Source organism: Lutibacter sp., assembly GCF_021647475.1.
Taxonomy (GTDB): Bacteria; Bacteroidota; Bacteroidia; order Flavobacteriales; family Flavobacteriaceae; genus Lutibacter.
This window is the reverse complement of sequence record NZ_JAKIUR010000033.1, coordinates 15,566-33,880: the sequence shown is the minus strand read 5'-3', so window position 1 is coordinate 33,880 and position 18,315 is coordinate 15,566. Positions and strand designations below refer to the sequence as shown.

General features: G+C 29.4%; 18 protein-coding genes. 7 read left to right on the top strand and 11 right to left on the bottom strand.

What is annotated here, in order from left to right:
- Positions 1 to 296, top strand: a 296-nt coding sequence (locus L3J60_RS09045) for a transposase (protein WP_291975177.1), incomplete at its 5' end; no start/stop codon positions are given.
- A 66-nt stretch (positions 297 to 362) separates the two neighbouring features.
- On the opposite strand, the gene L3J60_RS09040 is transcribed toward L3J60_RS09045, so the two are convergent.
- Positions 363 to 1,955, bottom strand: a complete 1,593-nt coding sequence (locus tag L3J60_RS09040; RefSeq protein WP_291975176.1) for a M1 family aminopeptidase — start codon at positions 1,953 to 1,955, stop codon at positions 363 to 365.
- Between the two features lie 128 nt (positions 1,956 to 2,083).
- Between L3J60_RS09040 and clpP the strand changes: the two genes are divergently transcribed.
- From clpP to dnaG, 3 genes are all read left to right on the top strand, one after another.
- On the top strand, positions 2,084 to 2,743 hold the full coding sequence (gene clpP / locus L3J60_RS09035) for an ATP-dependent Clp endopeptidase proteolytic subunit ClpP (protein ID WP_291975175.1): 660 nt from the start codon (positions 2,084 to 2,086) through the stop codon (positions 2,741 to 2,743).
- Between the two features lie 251 nt (positions 2,744 to 2,994).
- Positions 2,995 to 4,236, top strand: coding sequence for an ATP-dependent Clp protease ATP-binding subunit ClpX (gene clpX / locus L3J60_RS09030; protein WP_291975174.1), 1,242 nt, complete (start codon positions 2,995 to 2,997; stop codon positions 4,234 to 4,236).
- 208 nt (positions 4,237 to 4,444) lie between these two features.
- Complete coding sequence (gene dnaG, locus L3J60_RS09025) at positions 4,445 to 6,421, top strand: DNA primase (protein ID WP_291975173.1); 1,977 nt, start codon at positions 4,445 to 4,447, stop codon at positions 6,419 to 6,421.
- Here dnaG and L3J60_RS09020 read toward each other — a convergent pair.
- A complete protein-coding gene (locus L3J60_RS09020; protein ID WP_291975172.1) occupies positions 6,418 to 8,019 on the bottom strand; it encodes an NAD+ synthase in 1,602 nt (533 codons plus the stop codon). The two genes, dnaG and L3J60_RS09020, sit on opposite strands and share 4 nt — an antisense overlap.
- Before the next feature lie 93 nt (positions 8,020 to 8,112).
- On the opposite strand from L3J60_RS09020, the gene gldB reads away from it, so the two are divergent.
- Positions 8,113 to 9,084 (top strand): gliding motility lipoprotein GldB, encoded by a 972-nt coding sequence (gldB, locus tag L3J60_RS09015; protein ID WP_291975171.1) that lies wholly within the window; start codon positions 8,113 to 8,115, stop codon positions 9,082 to 9,084.
- A complete protein-coding gene (gene gldC / locus L3J60_RS09010) occupies positions 9,062 to 9,397 on the top strand; it encodes a gliding motility protein GldC (protein ID WP_291975170.1) in 336 nt (111 codons plus the stop codon). Before gldB ends, gldC begins: the two co-directional genes overlap by 23 nt.
- Here gldC and folK read toward each other — a convergent pair whose 3' ends face one another.
- Entirely contained in the window at positions 9,398 to 10,525 is a 1,128-nt protein-coding gene (folK, locus tag L3J60_RS09005; protein ID WP_291975169.1) for a 2-amino-4-hydroxy-6-hydroxymethyldihydropteridine diphosphokinase, read from the bottom strand.
- A 104-nt stretch (positions 10,526 to 10,629) separates the two neighbouring features.
- On the opposite strand from folK, the gene sppA reads away from it, so the two are divergent.
- Positions 10,630 to 12,384, top strand: a complete 1,755-nt coding sequence (gene sppA / locus L3J60_RS09000; RefSeq protein WP_291975168.1) for a signal peptide peptidase SppA — start codon at positions 10,630 to 10,632, stop codon at positions 12,382 to 12,384.
- Here the strand turns inward: sppA and L3J60_RS08995 are convergent.
- The 8 genes from L3J60_RS08995 to L3J60_RS08960 all read right to left on the bottom strand — a co-directional run bounded on the left by L3J60_RS08995 (position 12,377) and on the right by L3J60_RS08960 (position 18,180).
- Positions 12,377 to 12,865 (bottom strand): dihydrofolate reductase, encoded by a 489-nt coding sequence (locus L3J60_RS08995; protein ID WP_291975167.1) that lies wholly within the window; start codon positions 12,863 to 12,865, stop codon positions 12,377 to 12,379. The genes sppA and L3J60_RS08995 overlap by 8 nt on opposite strands.
- Positions 12,866 to 12,883: 18 nt before the next feature.
- Positions 12,884 to 13,255, bottom strand: a complete 372-nt coding sequence (locus L3J60_RS08990; RefSeq protein WP_291975166.1) for a 2TM domain-containing protein — start codon at positions 13,253 to 13,255, stop codon at positions 12,884 to 12,886.
- An 8-nt stretch (positions 13,256 to 13,263) separates the two neighbouring features.
- The gene (locus tag L3J60_RS08985; RefSeq protein WP_291975165.1) at positions 13,264 to 13,476 is read right to left on the bottom strand and encodes a hypothetical protein; all 213 of its coding nucleotides are present in this window, start codon (positions 13,474 to 13,476) and stop codon (positions 13,264 to 13,266) included.
- 38 nt (positions 13,477 to 13,514) lie between these two features.
- The gene (locus tag L3J60_RS08980; RefSeq protein ID WP_291975164.1) at positions 13,515 to 14,339 is read right to left on the bottom strand and encodes a thymidylate synthase; all 825 of its coding nucleotides are present in this window, start codon (positions 14,337 to 14,339) and stop codon (positions 13,515 to 13,517) included.
- Positions 14,340 to 14,365: 26 nt separating this feature from the next.
- Positions 14,366 to 15,739, bottom strand: a complete 1,374-nt coding sequence (locus L3J60_RS08975; RefSeq protein ID WP_291975163.1) for a nucleoside permease — start codon at positions 15,737 to 15,739, stop codon at positions 14,366 to 14,368.
- Between the two features lie 4 nt (positions 15,740 to 15,743).
- The gene (locus L3J60_RS08970) at positions 15,744 to 16,355 is read right to left on the bottom strand and encodes a bifunctional nuclease family protein (RefSeq protein WP_291975162.1); all 612 of its coding nucleotides are present in this window, start codon (positions 16,353 to 16,355) and stop codon (positions 15,744 to 15,746) included.
- An 83-nt stretch (positions 16,356 to 16,438) separates the two neighbouring features.
- The gene (locus tag L3J60_RS08965; RefSeq protein ID WP_291975161.1) at positions 16,439 to 17,401 is read right to left on the bottom strand and encodes an electron transfer flavoprotein subunit alpha/FixB family protein; all 963 of its coding nucleotides are present in this window, start codon (positions 17,399 to 17,401) and stop codon (positions 16,439 to 16,441) included.
- 32 nt (positions 17,402 to 17,433) lie between these two features.
- Positions 17,434 to 18,180 (bottom strand): electron transfer flavoprotein subunit beta/FixA family protein, encoded by a 747-nt coding sequence (locus L3J60_RS08960; protein ID WP_291975160.1) that lies wholly within the window; start codon positions 18,178 to 18,180, stop codon positions 17,434 to 17,436.
- Positions 18,181 to 18,315 lie beyond the last annotated feature (135 nt).

The window sequence follows — 18,315 nt, the reverse complement described above, 5'->3', positions numbered from 1 at the left end:
AATATGCTTCTTATTGTGGAATTGCTCCATTTCCAAATACTTCTGGAACCAGCATAAGGGGAAAAACTAAAGTAAGTAATTTAGCTAATAAAAAACTTAAATCTCTTTTTGATTTATGTGCCAAATCCGCCATCCAAAACAACCCAGAAATGAAAATATATTATCACAAAAGATTAGAAAAAGGAAAAAATAAAATGAGTACTATCAATATTATTAGATGTAAATTAATGGCAAGAGCCTTTGCAGCAGTTAATAGAGAAACACCCTATGTGAACACTTTAAAATTTGTTGCTTAAATAAACGAAATTTTATTTGGTACTGTCATAGAATACAGGCAGGCTCGAACTGACATAACAGTAAGTTTAAATAATTTGCTTAAACAGCAACCAAGTATTTGGGTCTAAAACTATATTTTTAACTTCCTTATTAACTTCTAAAACTAAAGGAGTAGCTTTATCGGATAGTTGTAATGTTCTAATTTCAGAACTACCGTCTTTGTAAATTAATTCAATATCCAAAGGAAAATTAAACGGAGTTTTCTGAGTTTGAGTAATCATAAGTCGCACTTTGTTTTTGAAATAAATCCAATCTATTTTTATCTCTGGTTGTCCAGGTATTTTTAACCACTGATTAAAAAAGGAGGTTAAATTTTTTCCAGATAAGGCTTCCATCACATTTTTAAAATCGTTAGTAGATGCATTTTTGTTTTTAAAGGAATCATAATAAGTTTGTATTCCTTTCCAAAAGGCATCATCTCCAATTTTATGACGAAGCATATGTAAAAACCAAGCTCCTTTTTCGTAGGAATTTGGATTGAGCATACTCATTAAATTTTTAGGATGTCTATCAATTACAGGAGTTTGTTGTTTTTTATAGAAATTTAAAATTTTAGTTCGTTGGGTTTTTAATCGATTTCTAAAAATAGAATCGTTTTTGGTTTTTTCAAAATAGAGATCAGTAAAATAAGTAGCAAAACCTTCACTTAACCATAAATGAGGCCAATCTATTTCAGAAACGGAATCTCCAAACCATTGATGTGCAATTTCATGAGCTATTAATGCTTCATCATTTTGCTTGCCGGTAACAGATTTTTCAAAATAAAAAATATTACTTGCATTTTCCATACCACCAAATCGTGTTTTAGATTGTACATTTGCTAACTTTTGATAAGGATAAGATCCAATATTTTCAATATAAAATTTCAATACTTTTTTAGCAATTTTATAATCATTAAAACCAGCTGTTTTATTTTGTGGATACACCCAACTAGAAATGGGAATGTTATGTATGGTTCCTATATTTTCAACTGCAAATCTGGCAACACCAATAACCATTACTTTTGGTGCTAAAGGCACTTTTGTTTGGTAGTGATACAAGTTAGTTGTATTGGTAACATTCGTTTTTTCCTTTAATATTCCGTTTGCAATCACTTGATAATGATTAGGAGCAGTAATAAAATATTCAATGGTAGCTTTATCTGAAGAATGATCTACACAAGGAAACCAATTATGAGCTCTATTTGGCCAATTATCACCAAAAAAGGTACGATCACCAAACATATTTTTGCTAATAATTAAACCATCTTTAGGAATTCCTTTATAATTAATAATAAATGTAAATAAACTATCGGTTTTAATTTTAATTGGTTCAATGGTTAACGTATCATTTTTATGAGAGAATTTAATAGTATCTTTTCCTTCTAAAATAGAATTTACGTGCATTCCTTTTCCAGTAGCATCTTGTTTGGTAAAATCTAGATGAAAATCTTTTAATAATTTTTTAAATTTTATGGAAATCTTCATTGTTCCATAAATTACATTAGAAGTATCGTTTACCGCAATCGTTAAATTATAATGTAAAACATCTAATTGACCTAACCGTTCTTTGTAACTTTGAGCGTTAATTTGAGTAGAAATAAAGGTAAAAACTAAACAAATTTTAAAGAATATTTTCATTGCAAAAAGGGATTTTAAAAGCAAATATACTTAATTTGATAAAATAAAGGAAGTATAATGCAAACTCTAATTGAGTATCTAACAAATACTTCTTATCTTTACCCCCTTAAATCTTAAAACCCTGTAAAATGGATTACGGAAAAGAATTCAAAAAATTTGCGACTAAAGACCAAGGAATTAGTAGCATGTATTATGATAAAATTGTAAGTAGTGTTACTCCCTATATTATTGAAGAACGTCAGTTAAACGTAGCACAAATGGATGTGTTTTCGCGTTTAATGATGGATAGAATTATATTTTTAGGTACTGCAATTGATGATCAAGTGGCAAATATTATTCAAGCTCAATTATTATTTTTAGAAAGTGTAGATAGTAGTAAAGATATATCAATTTATATTAATTCACCAGGAGGTGGAGTGTATGCTGGTTTAGGAATGTATGATACCATGCAATTTATTAAGCCTGATATTGCAACAATTTGTACTGGTATGGCTGCTTCAATGGGAGCTGTTTTAATGTGTGCAGGTGCTAAAGGGAAACGATCAGCATTACCACATTCAAGAATAATGATTCACCAGCCAATGGGTGGAGCTCAAGGTCAGGCAAGTGATATTGAAATTACAGCTCGTGAAATTTTAAAGTTAAAAGATGAATTATATCAAATAATATCAAAACATTCAGGTCAAACCATAGAAAAAGTTCATAACGATTCAGACAGAGATTATTGGATGAAAGCTGATGAAGCAAAAGCTTATGGTATGATTGATGAAATTTTAATAAGAAAATAATAAATAACCCATTGTGCATTATGATAAAATTTAGTCAATTCGAATGAATTTTAGCCTTTTTAGGCTTAAAATTCGTATCGAGAATAGGTTTTTTATTTAAAGACAATCGTTCTCGATACAATTTTTTATCAAAAATTACCTGCCTTGCCGTCAGGCAGGCTCGAACTGACGTAATAGTATGTTTAAAGAGTTAAAATGCACAACGAGTTAAATAGTTTTTTAACGCTATTAATTAATAAAAAACGAATAGTATGGCAAAAGATGAAGTATTAGAATGCTCATTTTGTGGTAGAAAAAAATCAGAAACCGATTTGTTAATTGCAGGTTTAGATGCACATATATGTGATAAGTGTATTGAACAGGCTCATGGAATTGTGATGGAAGAATTGGCTGAAAAAAATTCATCATCACTTAGTACGGAGTTAATTTTAAAAAAGCCCAAAGAAATAAAAGCCTTTCTTGATCAATATATGATTGGGCAAGTTCAAGCCAAAAAAATATTAGCAGTAGCCGTTTACAATCATTACAAACGATTATTGCAACCTACTTCATCATCCAAAGAAGAGGATATTGAAATAGAAAAAAGTAATATTATTTTAGTAGGTGAAACAGGAACAGGTAAAACATTAATTGCACGTTCTATTGCCAGAATGTTAAATGTACCTTTTAGTATTGTTGATGCCACTGTTTTAACTGAAGCTGGTTATGTTGGCGAAGATGTTGAAACTATCTTAACACGTTTATTACAAGCTGCGGATTATGACGTTGCAAAAGCTGAAAGGGGAATTGTTTTTATTGACGAAATAGATAAAATTGCACGTAAAGGCGATAACCCATCTATAACTCGTGATGTTTCTGGAGAAGGTGTTCAACAAGCTTTATTAAAACTTTTAGAAGGTTCAATAGTAAACGTGCCACCAAAAGGAGGAAGAAAACATCCTGATCAAAAATTTATTGAAGTAGATACAAAAAATATCTTATTTATTGCAGGTGGAGCTTTTTCAGGAATTGATAAAATAATTGGTAGACGTTTAAATAGACAGGCTGTTGGTTATGGTGCTTCTATAAAAGAGGATAAAGTGGATGAAGAAAATATTCTACAATATATTATTCCAAGCGATTTAAAATCTTTTGGGTTAATTCCTGAAATTATTGGTCGATTACCTGTACTAACCTATATGCATACCTTAGATGAAAAAACGTTACGTGCTATTTTAACAGAACCTAAAAACTCCATTATAAAACAATATAAAAAATTGTTTAAAATGGATGGTATTGATTTTTCTATTGATGAAAAAGCATTACAATTTATTGTTGTTAAAGCAGTAGATTATAAATTAGGAGCTCGTGGTTTACGTTCTCTTTGTGAAGCTATTTTAACGGATGCTATGTTTGAAATGCCTGGAACTGATGAAAAAACGTTAAGAGTTACCAAAAAATATGCTGAAAGTAAAATCGAAAAATCTACTTTAAAAAGATTAAAAGCAGTTTAATAGGTTAAAATAAACTATTTATTAAAAGCGGTTACCTAAAAAGTTTTGGAAGCCGTCATTCTGGACTTGTTTCAGAATCTTAACATTCTGATTGACAATCATTATGAGAACCTGAAACAAGCTCAGGTTGACGTTATTAATTGCTTTTTAAATAATCTCTATTTTTTTATCTAAATTTTGTAATTTAGAAAATTCTAAACAACAACTATTGATTTCTAGAAATACCATAGATAAAGTTTTTGAAACTGCTCGTGTTGAGGAGGTTATTGGTGAATTTGTTAATTTAAAAAAAGCAGGAAGTAATTTTAAAGGATTAAGTCCTTTTTCAGATGAAAGAAGTCCATCTTTTATGGTTTCACCTGTAAAACAAATTTGGAAAGATTTTAGCTCAGGAAAAGGAGGAAATGCCATTACTTTTTTAATGGAGCATGAGCATTATTCCTATCCAGAAGCTATCAGGTATTTAGCAAAAAAATACAATATTGAAATTGAAGAAACTGAACAAACTGATGAGCAAAAAGAGCAGGCTGATGCACGCGAAAGTTTGTTTTTGGTTTCAGAATATGCACGTGATTATTTCCAGAAAATTCTTCATGAAAATCCACAAGGAAAAGCTATTGGATTAACCTATTTTAAAGAACGTGGTTTTACCGATGAAACTATCAAAAAATTTGAATTGGGTTATGCTTTAGATGAGTGGGAAGCTTTTACTAAAAATGCACTAAAAAAAGGGTATGAACTTGACTTTTTAGAAGCAACAGGACTTACCATTGTTAAACAAACTGACGAGTTATCAAAAATTAAAAAATTCGATCGATTTAAAGGAAGAGTACTATTTCCTATCCATAGTATGAGTGGAAGAGTACTTGGTTTTGGAGGCAGAATTTTAACAAAGAACAAAAATGCAGCAAAATATTTAAACTCACCTGAAAGTGAAATCTATCACAAAAGTAATGTTTTGTATGGTATTTATTTTGCAAAACAAAGTATTGCAAAAGAAGATAATTGTTATTTAGTAGAAGGTTATACGGATGTTATTTCATTTCATCAATCTGGAATTGAAAATGTGGTTTCTTCTTCTGGAACTGCACTAACCAAAGAACAAATTCGATTAATTCATAGATTAACTAACAATGTTACTATGTTATTTGATGGTGATGCTGCAGGTATTAGAGCCTCTATTAGAGGTATTGATTTGCTGTTAGAGCAAGGGTTAAATGTAAAAGTAGTACTGTTTCCTGAAGGTGAAGACCCTGATAGTTTTTCTAAAAAAGTTACTCCGGCTGAGCTTAAAGATTATATTGAAAATGAAGCTAAAGACTTCATAAATTTCAAGGTGACTTTATTGTTAAAAGATGCTGAAAATGATCCTGTAAAAAAAGCAGGATTAATCAGAGATATTGTGATTAGCATATCAAAAATTCCAGATAGAATTCAACGTGAAGTTTATATTAAAGAGTGTTCTAGAATTTTGGATATTTCAGAAACCGTTTTGTTTAGTGAATTAGCTCAAATTGCAAAAAAGGAACTACGCGATGCTTCTAAAAAAACTTCCTTTAATAGAGCTTCATCTCCTGTTTTACAAAAAACACCTGAGTTTAAAAAAGTTGATGAATTACATAAGTACGAACGTGAAATCATTAAAATTTTATTGCTATATGGAAATTCTAAAGTTCAATTTGAAGGTTATGTTCCAGGTGAAGAAGTAGATGATAATGAAGTAAAATCGTTAAAAAAATATCATTTTGAAAATGTGGTTTCTAAAGAAATTTATTTGAATTTACAAGAAGATGAAGTCGAATTTACAGATGCCTTATTTCAGCAAATTTACTATGAAATAATTCATCAATTAAATCAAGATGAATCCATTTCGGTAGATACATTTATTAATAATCAAGATAGCAAAATTGCCAACTTGGTTACTAATATTTTAATGGATGATGAAAAATATGTTTTAAGTGATTGGAAACGAAAAAAAGTATTTCCAAAAAGTAAAACTGATGATTTACCAAAAATGGTATTAGATGCCATTTATAACCTTAGGCGTGTGCTTATTGAGCAAAAAATAAAATCTTTAATTTCTGAGATAGATAAAGAAAATGAAAATGCTCAAATTTTAGAAACGGTTGTAAATTATACCAATTTAAAACAAAAATTATTTGAACGCTTAAATCGAGTTATTTAATCATCTTTCCAACGGTTAGTAATTGGCATTCTTCTTCCTTGACCAAAAGCTCTAGAGGTAATTCTTAATCCTAAAGCAGCTTGTTGTCGTTTATATTCATTTCTATCTACCAAACCAATTATTCTTGTAACTACCGCTTCATCAAACCCTAAATTAATAATGGCTTCTTTTCCTAAATCATCTTCAACATAAGCTTTTAAAATTGGATCTAAAACATCATATTCAGGTAATGAATCTGAGTCTTTTTGATCTTCTCTTAATTCTGCAGAAGGTGGTTTTGTAATGGTAGAAACAGGAATAATTTCTTTGCCTTTGGCTTCATTTATATAATTAGATAATTCATAAACTTTGGTTTTTAACACATCTGAAATAACGGCTAATCCGCCAGCCATATCGCCATATAAAGTAGAATAACCAACCGAGCTTTCGGATTTGTTTCCTGTGGTAAGTACCAAATATCCAAATTTATTAGAAAGTGCCATTAAAATATTCCCTCTTATTCTGGCCTGAATATTTTCCTCTGCAACATTAAATTTAGTGTTAGCAAATTGTATTTTTAATGTTTTTAAATAGCTGGTATATATGCTTTTAATAGGAATTACATCACAAGGAATTTCTAAATTTCCTGCCAAATCTAAAGAATCGGAAATACTTCCGTCTGATGAAAATTTGCTTGGCATACTAACACCTCTAACATTATCTTTTCCCAAAGCTTCAACCGCAATGGCAGCTGTTAAGGCAGAATCAATTCCTCCACTTAGTCCAATTACCGTATTTTTAAATCCGTTTTTTCTAAAATAATCTTTAACGCCTAAAACCAAAGCGTTATAAATAGATTCATTTTCATTTTCAATAAATTTAATTTCATCTTTACCTTCAATATTGCTGATATAACTTAACTCTTCCTTAAAGGCTTTACTTTGTTGAACTAATTCCCCTGAGCTATTAATAACATAACTTCGACCATCAAAAATTAAATCATCTTGACCGCCAATTAGGTTGCAATATACAATCGGAATATTATTTTCTTTAGCTTGTTTTGTAATTACATTTAATCGGATTTTCTCTTTTCCTGCATGAAATGGCGATGCCGAAATATTAATAATCAATTCAACACCATTTTTACTTAAAGTTGTTGCAGGGCCATCATCAATCCAAATATCTTCACAAATGGTTAATCCTATATTTACGCCTTTTAATTCAAATGCACATGGAGTTGAACCAGCGGTAAAATAGCGTTTTTCATCAAAAACATCATAATTTGGTAAATACATTTTATGATATATTTTAACGATTTTTTTATGATGTATAAATGCTGCGGCATTAAATAATTTGCCATCTTTTTCATCCACAAAACCAACAATAATGGCAATATTTTCTGTGAAATTAATAAGTTGATGAAGAACTTCAATATTCTTTTTTACAAAACTTTTTTTAATTAATAAATCTCTTGGAGGATAACCTGTCAAAGTAAGTTCAGGAAAAACAACCAAATCTGAATTTTCGGCTTTGGCTTTAGTAATGTTTGAAATAATTTTATCAAAATTTCCTTTAATATCACCAACGGTTGTATTAATTTGTGCAATTCCTATTTTCATCTGATCTAATTTCAATAAAAGATTAAACGTTTTGTATAAACTAATTTAATACTTTTGTCGTTACTTAAATTAAGTTTGTAAAGATAGAAATTAATGAACAGATTATATATTCCCATTTTTATTTTATTAGCACTGGTTTCTTGTAACTCTTCAACCAAAAAAGATGTGGATGTTTCTAATATAAAAGTCAACCTAGTTGTAGATAGATTTGAACAACAATTTTATACAGCAACTAAAGAAACGTTGCCTAAATTAGAACGTAAATATCCATATTTATTTCCTGAAAAAAATGACAGTATTTGGCTTAAAAAAATTAATATAGAGCAAGAATTATATCAAAAATCACAAAAAATATTTAGTGATTTTAATGAGGGGAAAGCACAAATTAGAAACTTGTTTAAACATGTTAAATACTATTATCCTAATTTTAAATCACCAAAAATAATCACCCTAATTACTAATTTAGATTATGAAAGCAAGGTGATTTATGCAGATAGTTTACTATTTATTTCACTAGATATGTATTTAGGAACAAAAGATAAAGTTTACAACGATTTTCCAGAATATTTAAAACAAAATTATAATAAAAAACAATTAGTAGTAGATGTTGCAAAAGCTATTGCTAATAAATATTATCGTCCTAAACACAACCGATTATTTTTAAATAATTGTATTATTGAAGGTAAAAAGAAATATATATTAGATGCTTTTTTACCTATGGTTTCTGACGAAAGAAAAATGGGATATACTAAAGATCAACTGGAATGGGCTGAGGCAAATGAACTCCCAATTTGGACTTATTTTATGGAGAAAGATTTACTTTTTAGTAGTAATTCAACCTTGTATAAACGGTTTATTGCAGACGCTCCTTTTTCAAAATTTTATTTGAATATAGATAGTCAATCTCCGGGTAGATTGGGAACTTGGATTGGTTGGCAAATTGTACGATCTTATATGAAAAATAATGACGTAACTTTGCAGCAGCTTTTACAGACAAAAGCTGAAGAAATATTTAAAAAATCAAAATATAAACCACATAAAAATGGCAATAAATCATACCTCTAAAATAGAATTTAACGTAGGATTAGACGAAAATAAAATTCCTGAAGAAATAACTTGGACTGCAAAAGACAATAATATAATTAATCAAGAAGCTAAAGCCATATTAATTTCAGTTTGGGATGCAAACGCTAAAGATACTTTGCGATTAGATTTATGGACTAAAGATATGCCATTAAATGAAATGAAATTTTTTTTCCATCAAACATTACTTTCTATGGCAAGCTCTTTTGAACGTGCAACTAACGATGAAAGAATGAGTGCTACTATGCGTGATTTTTGTGATTATTTTGCTGAAAAATTAGAACTTAAAAAATAACTAATCTGCATTTTTTATCAGCTCAACTATTTTAGTGTAATCATCTGGATGGTTAACAAAATCAAATTCAGAAACATCAATAATTAACGATTTTAAATTTTCTTCAGTTTTAATAAAAGTAGCATAACCATTATGGATTTTATCTAAATATTCTGGAGCAATATTTTGTTCGTAATCTCTTCCTCGTTTTTTGATATTTTCTAATAGCCGTGGTGTTTTTTGATATAAATAAATGTACAAATCAGGTTTTGAAATTTCTTTGTACATAATATCAAACATTTTCCGATACAAAAAATATTCATCGTCTTGCAAAGTAATCTGTGCAAAAATAAGAGATTTAAAAATATAATAATCAGAAACAATAAAGTTTTTAAATAAATCAAATTGTGCTAAATCGTCAGTAAGTTGTTGATATCTATCCGCCAAAAAACTCATTTCTAACGGAAAAGCATAACGATCTTTATCTTCATAAAATTTAGGCAAAAAAGGATTATCAGCAAAACGTTCTAATATGGTTTTAGCATTAAAATCTTCTGCAATCATTTTTGTTAAAGAAGTTTTGCCAGCACCAATATTTCCTTCAATGGCAATGTAATTGTATTTTTCTGATAGGCAAATTGGTCGGTTTAATTTAAAATCTGTTTTCTCAATTACATGAGTATCTGTACAATTATCTAACAAAACTTGCATTCTTTTTTTCTCAATGGGATGCAATAAATTTGGAGCAATTTCAGCTAAAGGAGCCAGTACAAATTTGCGATTTAGCATTTCTTTATGTGGCACAATTAAATCTGGCGAAAAAATAATTTCATTATCAAAAAGTAAGATATCAATATCTATAATCCGAGCTTCATATCCTTCTTTTGTTTTTTTAGTTCGTCCAATAATACGCTCAATGCTTTTAGTAGTTTTTAATAAGTCTTCAGGGTTTAATTTGGTAGCCACTGACAAACAAATATTATAGAAATCTTCACTTTCAAATTTCCAAGATTTGGTTTTGTAAACCGATGATATTTTGGATATTGAGCCTATTTTTTGTCCTATAAAATCTACCGATTTTTGTAAATTTTCTAGCTTATTTTCTAGGTTGCTTCCTAAAGATAAATATATGTTTCTTAGTAATGACATAAAGCGAATACAAAGAAAAGAAAAGTATCATATAAAAACATATCTTTGCTCCTCAACTTATAAACATTTAGTACTTTTTGTACTCATAAAAATAATTTTAAACTATGAAATTTTTAAGAAATTTATTTGCTTCTATTTTTGGAACTTTAATTGCTATCGGAATTTTATTCCTATTGCTTATTTTAATCGGTTCTGCTTTTGGAGAAATTAAAAAAGTGGAAGTAAAAAATAATTCCGTTTTAACTTTAAATTTGAAATCTGTTATAAAAGATTATGCTCCAAAAAGTAGCAATCCTTTAGGTGATTTGTTTGAAATGAACAATAGAAAACTAGGATTAAATAAAATTTTGAATGCTATTGAAAACGCAGGTTATGATGATAAAATTAAAGGAATTTCTATTGCTACCTTAGATATAAATGCGGGTATTGCACAAATGCAAGCAATCCGAAATAAATTGTTAGCCTTTAAAAAATCCGGTAAATTTATATATGCTTATGCAGATATGTATGACCAAAAATCATATTATTTAAGTTCTGTAGCCGATTCAGTATTTCTTAATCCACGTGGTTCAGTTGATTTTAAAGGATTGGCAACGGAGATTTTATACTATAAAGATTTTGAGAATAAGTTTGGTGTAAAATATGAAGTAATTAGACACGGAAAATATAAAAGTGCCGTGGAACCTTATCTGACAAATAAAATGAGTGAAAATAATAAAGAACAAATTACATCATTTTTAAAATCTATTTGGAATGAACTTGTTTTAGATATTTCAAAAAGTAGAAAAATTAGTGTTTTAAAATTGAATAATATTGCTGATAATTTATTGGGAAGAAATGCTAATTTAACAAAAGAAAATAAGCTAGTTGATGGAATTGTATATGGAGATGAATATGAAGATAAATTAAAAAATGCGGTTAAAATTCCTTTAAAAGAATCTTTAAATAGCGTTTCATTAACAGATTATATTGCTTCTGGAAAAGGAAGAATTAGGTCGTCAGCTTCTGATAAAATTGCGATAATTTATGCACAAGGTGAAATTATTTATGGAAAAGGAGATGAAGAGCATATTGGACAAGATTTAATTATTGATGCTTTGCGAAAAGCAAGAAAATCTTCAAATACTAAAGCAATTGTTTTACGAGTTAATTCTCCTGGGGGAAGTGCTTTAGCTTCCGATTTAATTTGGAGGGAAATTGAATTGACTAAAAAGCAAATTCCAGTAGTTGTTTCTATGGGGAATGTTGCCGCATCTGGCGGTTATTATATTTCATGTAATGCCAATAAAATTATTGCCGAACCAACTACAATTACTGGTTCTATCGGAGTTTTTGGAATGTTGCCAAATATTAGTGAATTAAGTAGTAAATTAGGTATAAATGCCGAACAAGTTAAAACAAATAAGAGTGCTAGTTATAGTATTTTTGAACCGATTTCTAACGATTTTAGAGCGGTTACAAAAGAAGGAGTTGAAGCAGTTTATACTACTTTTTTAAATAGAGTTGCTAAAGGTAGAAATTTAAATATTGAAACGGTAGATAGTATAGCACAAGGTAGAGTTTGGACTGGAGCTCAGGCAATAAAAAATGGCTTGGTTGATAAATTAGGAAACTTGCATGATGCTGTTGTTGAAGCTGCAGGTTTAGCAGGAATAACAGATTATGGTGTTCGAAATTATCCAAGTTATCATATGGATTTACAAGATAAACTTAGCAAATTACCATTTGTAAAATCGAAGGAAAAAATATTGATAGAAGAATTTGGGAAAGAAAATTATAAAATATATAAAAACTTAAAAAGTATTTCTAATACTAAAGGAATTCAGGCAAGATTGCCATTTATAATTACTATTAATTAGTTTTTCTAGTATAAGTTACAAAGCTATAATCATATTTGTTTTTTTCATCAGCTTTTAAATCATGCCTAAAACTTTCTTTCCAAATAGTTTTATCTATTTCAGGAAAAAAAACATCTGCATCAAAAGTATGATGGACTAGCGTAAGATCTAATTTATCAGTAAACTTAATAGCTTGTTCATATATTTTTGCACCTCCTAAAATAAAAATATTTTTTTCATTTTTAGAAACTTCTAATGCTTCTTTTAACGAGTGAACTATAATGCAACCTTCTGCTTTGTAATTTTTATTTCTAGTAACTATTACGTTGGTTCTATTTGGAAGTGGTTTTTTGAGAGATTCAAATGTTTTTCTTCCCATAATAACATAATGGTTTAGTGTGGTTTTTTTAAATCGGATTAAATCGGCAGGTAAATGCCAAATTAATTTATTGTTTTTTCCAAGAGCATTGTTGTTGGCAATTGCCGCAATTATGATAACCATTATTTTAAAAGGAATAAGTTATAATACTATTTCGTCATCCGAAGTTGGTAACGGTAATTTTTTTTCTATTTTTTTGGTAAGCTGCTCAATCTTTTTTTCTTGTTTTGCTACTAGTTTTTCGGTTTGCTTTCGTTGCCATTCTTTTCCTAAAAACCGATTTACAAAAAATACATTTATAAAATGAATACATAATAATATAAACCAAAAAGTAATTGCCCAAACAAACCAGTTTTCAATATAATTTTCACCTAGTTTAAAAATTTTATTTAAAACAATTAAAAATACAGAGCCTATTAAAAAAAGCACAAAATGATAATATAATCGCTTTTTTTGTTGCACTCTTTTTCGTGCATTTTCATATAATTCGTGTTGTTCTAGGCTACTATCCATAAAATTAATTACATGTTTTTAACCCATTCTTTAATGTATCCTGAAAAATCTTCGGTTTCACTAAATTGTTCGGCGTGTAAATTTTCGTTTGCAATTTTTAAAAAACTAGTCAGGTTTTCATTGGACATGCTTAGTAAACTTTTTAACGATAGCAATACTTCACTTTCATCTAATAGGTTGATTTTTTCAATAATTTCTTTTTTTAATTCTTCTGTGTTCATAATATATATTTTTAATTTTTTTTATCAAGTTTGGCAGGTTAAATAGCAACAGCACCTTTAATATGCGGGTGCGGATTATAATTTACTAAGTTAAAGTCTTCAAATTTAAAATCAAAGATATTTTTAACATTTGAATTAATTTCCATTTTAGGTAAGGTTCTGGGTGCTCTAGATAATTGTAAATTAATTTGTTCTAAATGATTATTGTAAATATGAGCATCACCAAAAGTATGCACAAAATCTCCAGGTTTTAAATTGCAAACTTGTGCTACCATTAAAGTTAGTAAAGCGTAAGACGCAATATTAAAAGGAACTCCTAAAAAAGCATCTGCACTCCGTTGATATAGCTGACAAGAAAGTTTTCCATCGGCAACATAAAACTGAAAAAAGGCATGACAAGGAGGTAGTGCCGCTTTTCCATTTGCAACATTTTCTGAAAAAGAAACGGTTGTGTCGGGTAAAACGCTTGGATTCCAAGCGGAAATTAACATTCTTCTGCTATCTGGATTCGTTTTTATAGTTTCAATTACTTGTTTAATCTGATCAATTCCTTCACTATTCCAATTACGCCATTGATGTCCATAAACAGGACCTAAATCTCCATTTTCATCTGCCCAAGCATTCCAAATTTTTACATTGTTTTCTTGTAAATACTTAATGTTGGTATCGCCTTTTAAAAACCATAATAGTTCATAAATAATAGATTTTAAATGCAACTTTTTTGTGGTAAGCATTGGAAAATCATCCTCTAAGTTAAAACGCATTTGATATCCAAAAACACTTTTTGTTCCAGTGCCTGTACGGTCTTCTTTTTGAATACCATTATTACGTATGTGTTTTATCAAATTTAAATACTGCTTCATTTAAAATTATTTTTAAGTAACTTCTTTTAATGGTTAACGTTTTTTATAGCATCAGAATTGTGTTTGTACTTAAAAACAATGGTGAATATAATGGCTAAAATTAAGGCATAAGCAGCAAAAATGAACCAAGTATTTGTCCAATCGGTAACGTTTAGAGTTGCCTTTTGGATTTCCCCATTTATAATTTCAATACCTTCTTTCTTCATACTTCCCAATTTATTTACCAACCATTCATTATTTGGTTGAATATTTAAGCGATTTGTAAATTCACTAATTTTATGATATTTTGTAGTGAAATGGTCAACTACATATCCACTTCCGAGTGCACCAATAACAGCTCCTACACCATTTGTTAGTAAAATAAATAAGCCTTGAGCACTTCCTCTATATTTAGTATCGGTTTCTGTTTCAATGAATAAGGAACCTGAAATATTGAAAAAATCAAAAGCGGCTCCATATACAACCATAGACATTATCAGATAACCTAGTCCAATGCCTTCTGGATCTCCAATGCCAAATAATCCAAATCGGAAAAACCAAGCTAACATACTCATAATCATTACTACTTTAATGCCAAATCGTTTCAAAAAGAAAGGAATGGTTAAAATAAATAAAGTTTCAGAAACTTGAGATAAGGCAATTAAAGTATTTGAATTAGTTACTGCAAATGAATTAGGAAAATTGACTTCAAAACTTCTTAAAAACTCAGATGCCCACATATTTGATATTTGTAACATAACACCTAAAAGCATTGAAAAAATAAAGAATACCGCAATTTTATATTCTTTAAATAACGCAAATGCATCCAAACCTAGTCGCTCTTTAAAAGATTTGTTTTTAGAAGTTGATAAAGGTACGTTTGGCATGGTGAAAGCATAAACACCCATCGCTAAAGATATAACCAAAGCAAAATAGAATTGTATATTATTATGAGCCCAACCCAGTGTTCCAACAGCAACTTCAGCCACAATAAAACCAATAGTTCCCCAAACACGAATTGGAGGGAATACTTTGATTACGTCATATTTATTGGTCGTTAAAATACTGTAAGAAACCGTATTAGTTAAACCAATTGTGGGCATATAAACGGTTAGATAACCCAAAATCAACCAAAAAAATGTATCAAAATCTTTAGTTTGAGCAATAAAGAATAAAAAAATTGAACCAATTAAATGTAATAATCCCAATAGTTTTTGTGCATTTAAGTATTTATCTGCTATAATACCTACAATAGCTGGCATTACTAAAGAGGCAATACCTAAGGTGCTAAAGATTTTACCAATTTGAATTCCGTCAAAATGAAGTTGTCCTCCTAAATAACCGCCTAAAGAAATAAGCCAAGCTCCAAATACAAAAAGTTCTAAGAAATTTAATACGGTTAAGCGTAATTTAATGTTCATGTTGTTATGTTCTATTATTGATTTCGTCACGAATTTTAGCAGCTAATTCATAGTCTTCATTTTGAATAGCTATATTAAGTTTTTCGTGTAATTGTTTTAGTGTGTCTTTTGAAAATGTTGATTCTTTGCTTATCGTTGGTTGTTCTTTATCAATTAAATTTTCAATGCTTAATTTATCTTTTTCAACATTTAACTCATCTTTAAATTTTAGATAAATACCAGCTTTATCTAAAATATTTTCATAGGTAAAAATAGGAGCGTTAAATCTAGTTGCCAAAGCAATAGCATCGGAAGTTCTAGTATCTATAATTTCTTCAATATGATCGCGTTCACAAATTAAGCTAGAATAAAAAACGCCATCTACCAATTTATGAATAATTACTTTTTTGATGGTAATATGAAACCTATCAGCAAAACTTTTAAATAAATCATGAGTAAGTGGCCTAGGGGGCTTTATTGCTTTTTCTAAAGCAATTGCAATAGATTGTGCTTCAAAAGCACCAATAACAATAGGTAAAGTTCTAGTGCCTTTTACTTCACTTAAAACTAATGCATAAGCACCACTTTGAGTTTGGCTATAAGAAATACCTTTAATGTTTAAACGGACTAAGCTCATAATTTAAAATATAAAAAACGGTCTAATTAAGGACATCGTCATCCAATAATTAGACCGCCTTTTAGAGGCACAATTTAATAAAATTATGCGTTATTTGCTTTAAATTCTTTTAACTTTTCAATTAATTTTGGAACAACTTCAAAAGCATCACCTACAATTCCATAATCTGCAGCTTTAAAGAAAGGTGCTTCAGGGTCTGTGTTAATAACTACTTTTACTTTTGAAGAGTTAACTCCTGCTAAATGTTGAATTGCTCCAGAAATACCCACAGCCAAATATAAGTTAGCAGCAACAGGTTTACCTGTTTGTCCAACATGTTCACTATGAGGTCTCCAACCTAAATCGGAAACGGGTTTAGAACAAGCAGTTGCAGCTCCTAAAACGTCTGCTAATTCTTCAATCATTCCCCAATTTTCAGGTCCTTTTAATCCTCTACCACCCGATACTACAATATCAGCATCGGCAATAGTTATTTTTCCTGAAGTTTTTTCAATAGCTTCAGATTTTAAATTACAAGTTACCAATTCAGGAGAAAATGCTTCCGTAGTTCCTGAAACAGGAATTTCTACTACACCCACTGAATTTTTAGCTAAAGTTAATACTTTAGTTGCTGTTAAAATTTGAGTGTTATTAAAAGCTTTGTTTGAAAATGTTTTTCTTTTAACCGTAAAAGGTGAAGTAGCACTTGGTAATGCAACTACATTACTTGCATAACCAGCATTTAATTGTACTGCTACCATTGATGCTGCATATAATCCGTTGGTATTTGCTTCAATAATTACAACTTCTGCATTTTCTTTTTCAGCAGCTTGTTTTATAACATTTGCAAATATTTTCGCATTGAAATTTTTTAAAGAATCATTGGATACTGAAATTACTTTTTCGGCTCCGTAAGGATATAATTCTGTGGTATCGTTTGCATTTATTGTTAATACAACTAAATTTGTTTGCATTTGTTCTGCAACTTTTTTTCCGTAAGCAGTGGCTTCAAAAGCTGGTTTTTTAAATTTTCCTTCCGATGTTTCGGCATAAACTAAAACTGGCATATGTTTTTTTGATGTTAAGTATTAGACAATAATTAAATTACTTTAGCTTCATTATGTAATAAATCCACTAATTCTCCTACGTTATCTGCATCCACTAATTTACAAGCTCCTTTTGCGGCTTGTTTTTCAAAAGAAATAATAGCAGTTCGTGCTTCAGCATTTGTAGGTTCTACAATAGTTAAAGGTTTTTTACGTGCCATCATAATTCCTCTCATATTTGGAATTCGTAAATCTTTTTCTTCTACAATTCCTTTTTGACCTGCAATTACAATTGGTAAATTTCCAGATAACACTTCTTTTCCACCATCAATTTCTCTTGAAATAGTTACTTTTTCACCATCAATATCAATTCCTATACAAGCATTAATAAAATTGAAATTTAAAATTGAAGCAATCATACCAGGAACCATTTCTCCGTTATAATCAATAGATTCTCTACCAGCCATTATTAAATCGTAATTACCATTTTTAACAACTTCGGCAAGTTCTTTAGCAACTGCAAATCCGTCAGTTGGTTCAGCGTTAACTCTTATGGCATCATCTGCACCAATAGCCAATGCTTTACGTAAAGTTGGCTCACTTGTAGCATTTCCAACATTAACAACGGTAACTGTTGCTCCTTGTTTTTCTTTAAACCACATGGCTCTGGTAAGTACAAACTCATCAAAAGGGTTTATTACATATTGCACGCCAGTTTTATCAAATTTCGAATTATCATCCGTAAAATTTATTTTTGAAGTAGTATCTGGAACGTGACTAATACAAACTAATATTTTCATTTTATTATCATTTAAATAGTTGGATAAAATTAATCAGGTTTTTTGTAATTGCTACGAAGTTACTACTTTTTTTTAAAATACTATGCACGCATAGTAAAATTTTATTATATACATAAAGTTTGAAAGTAGAATTAG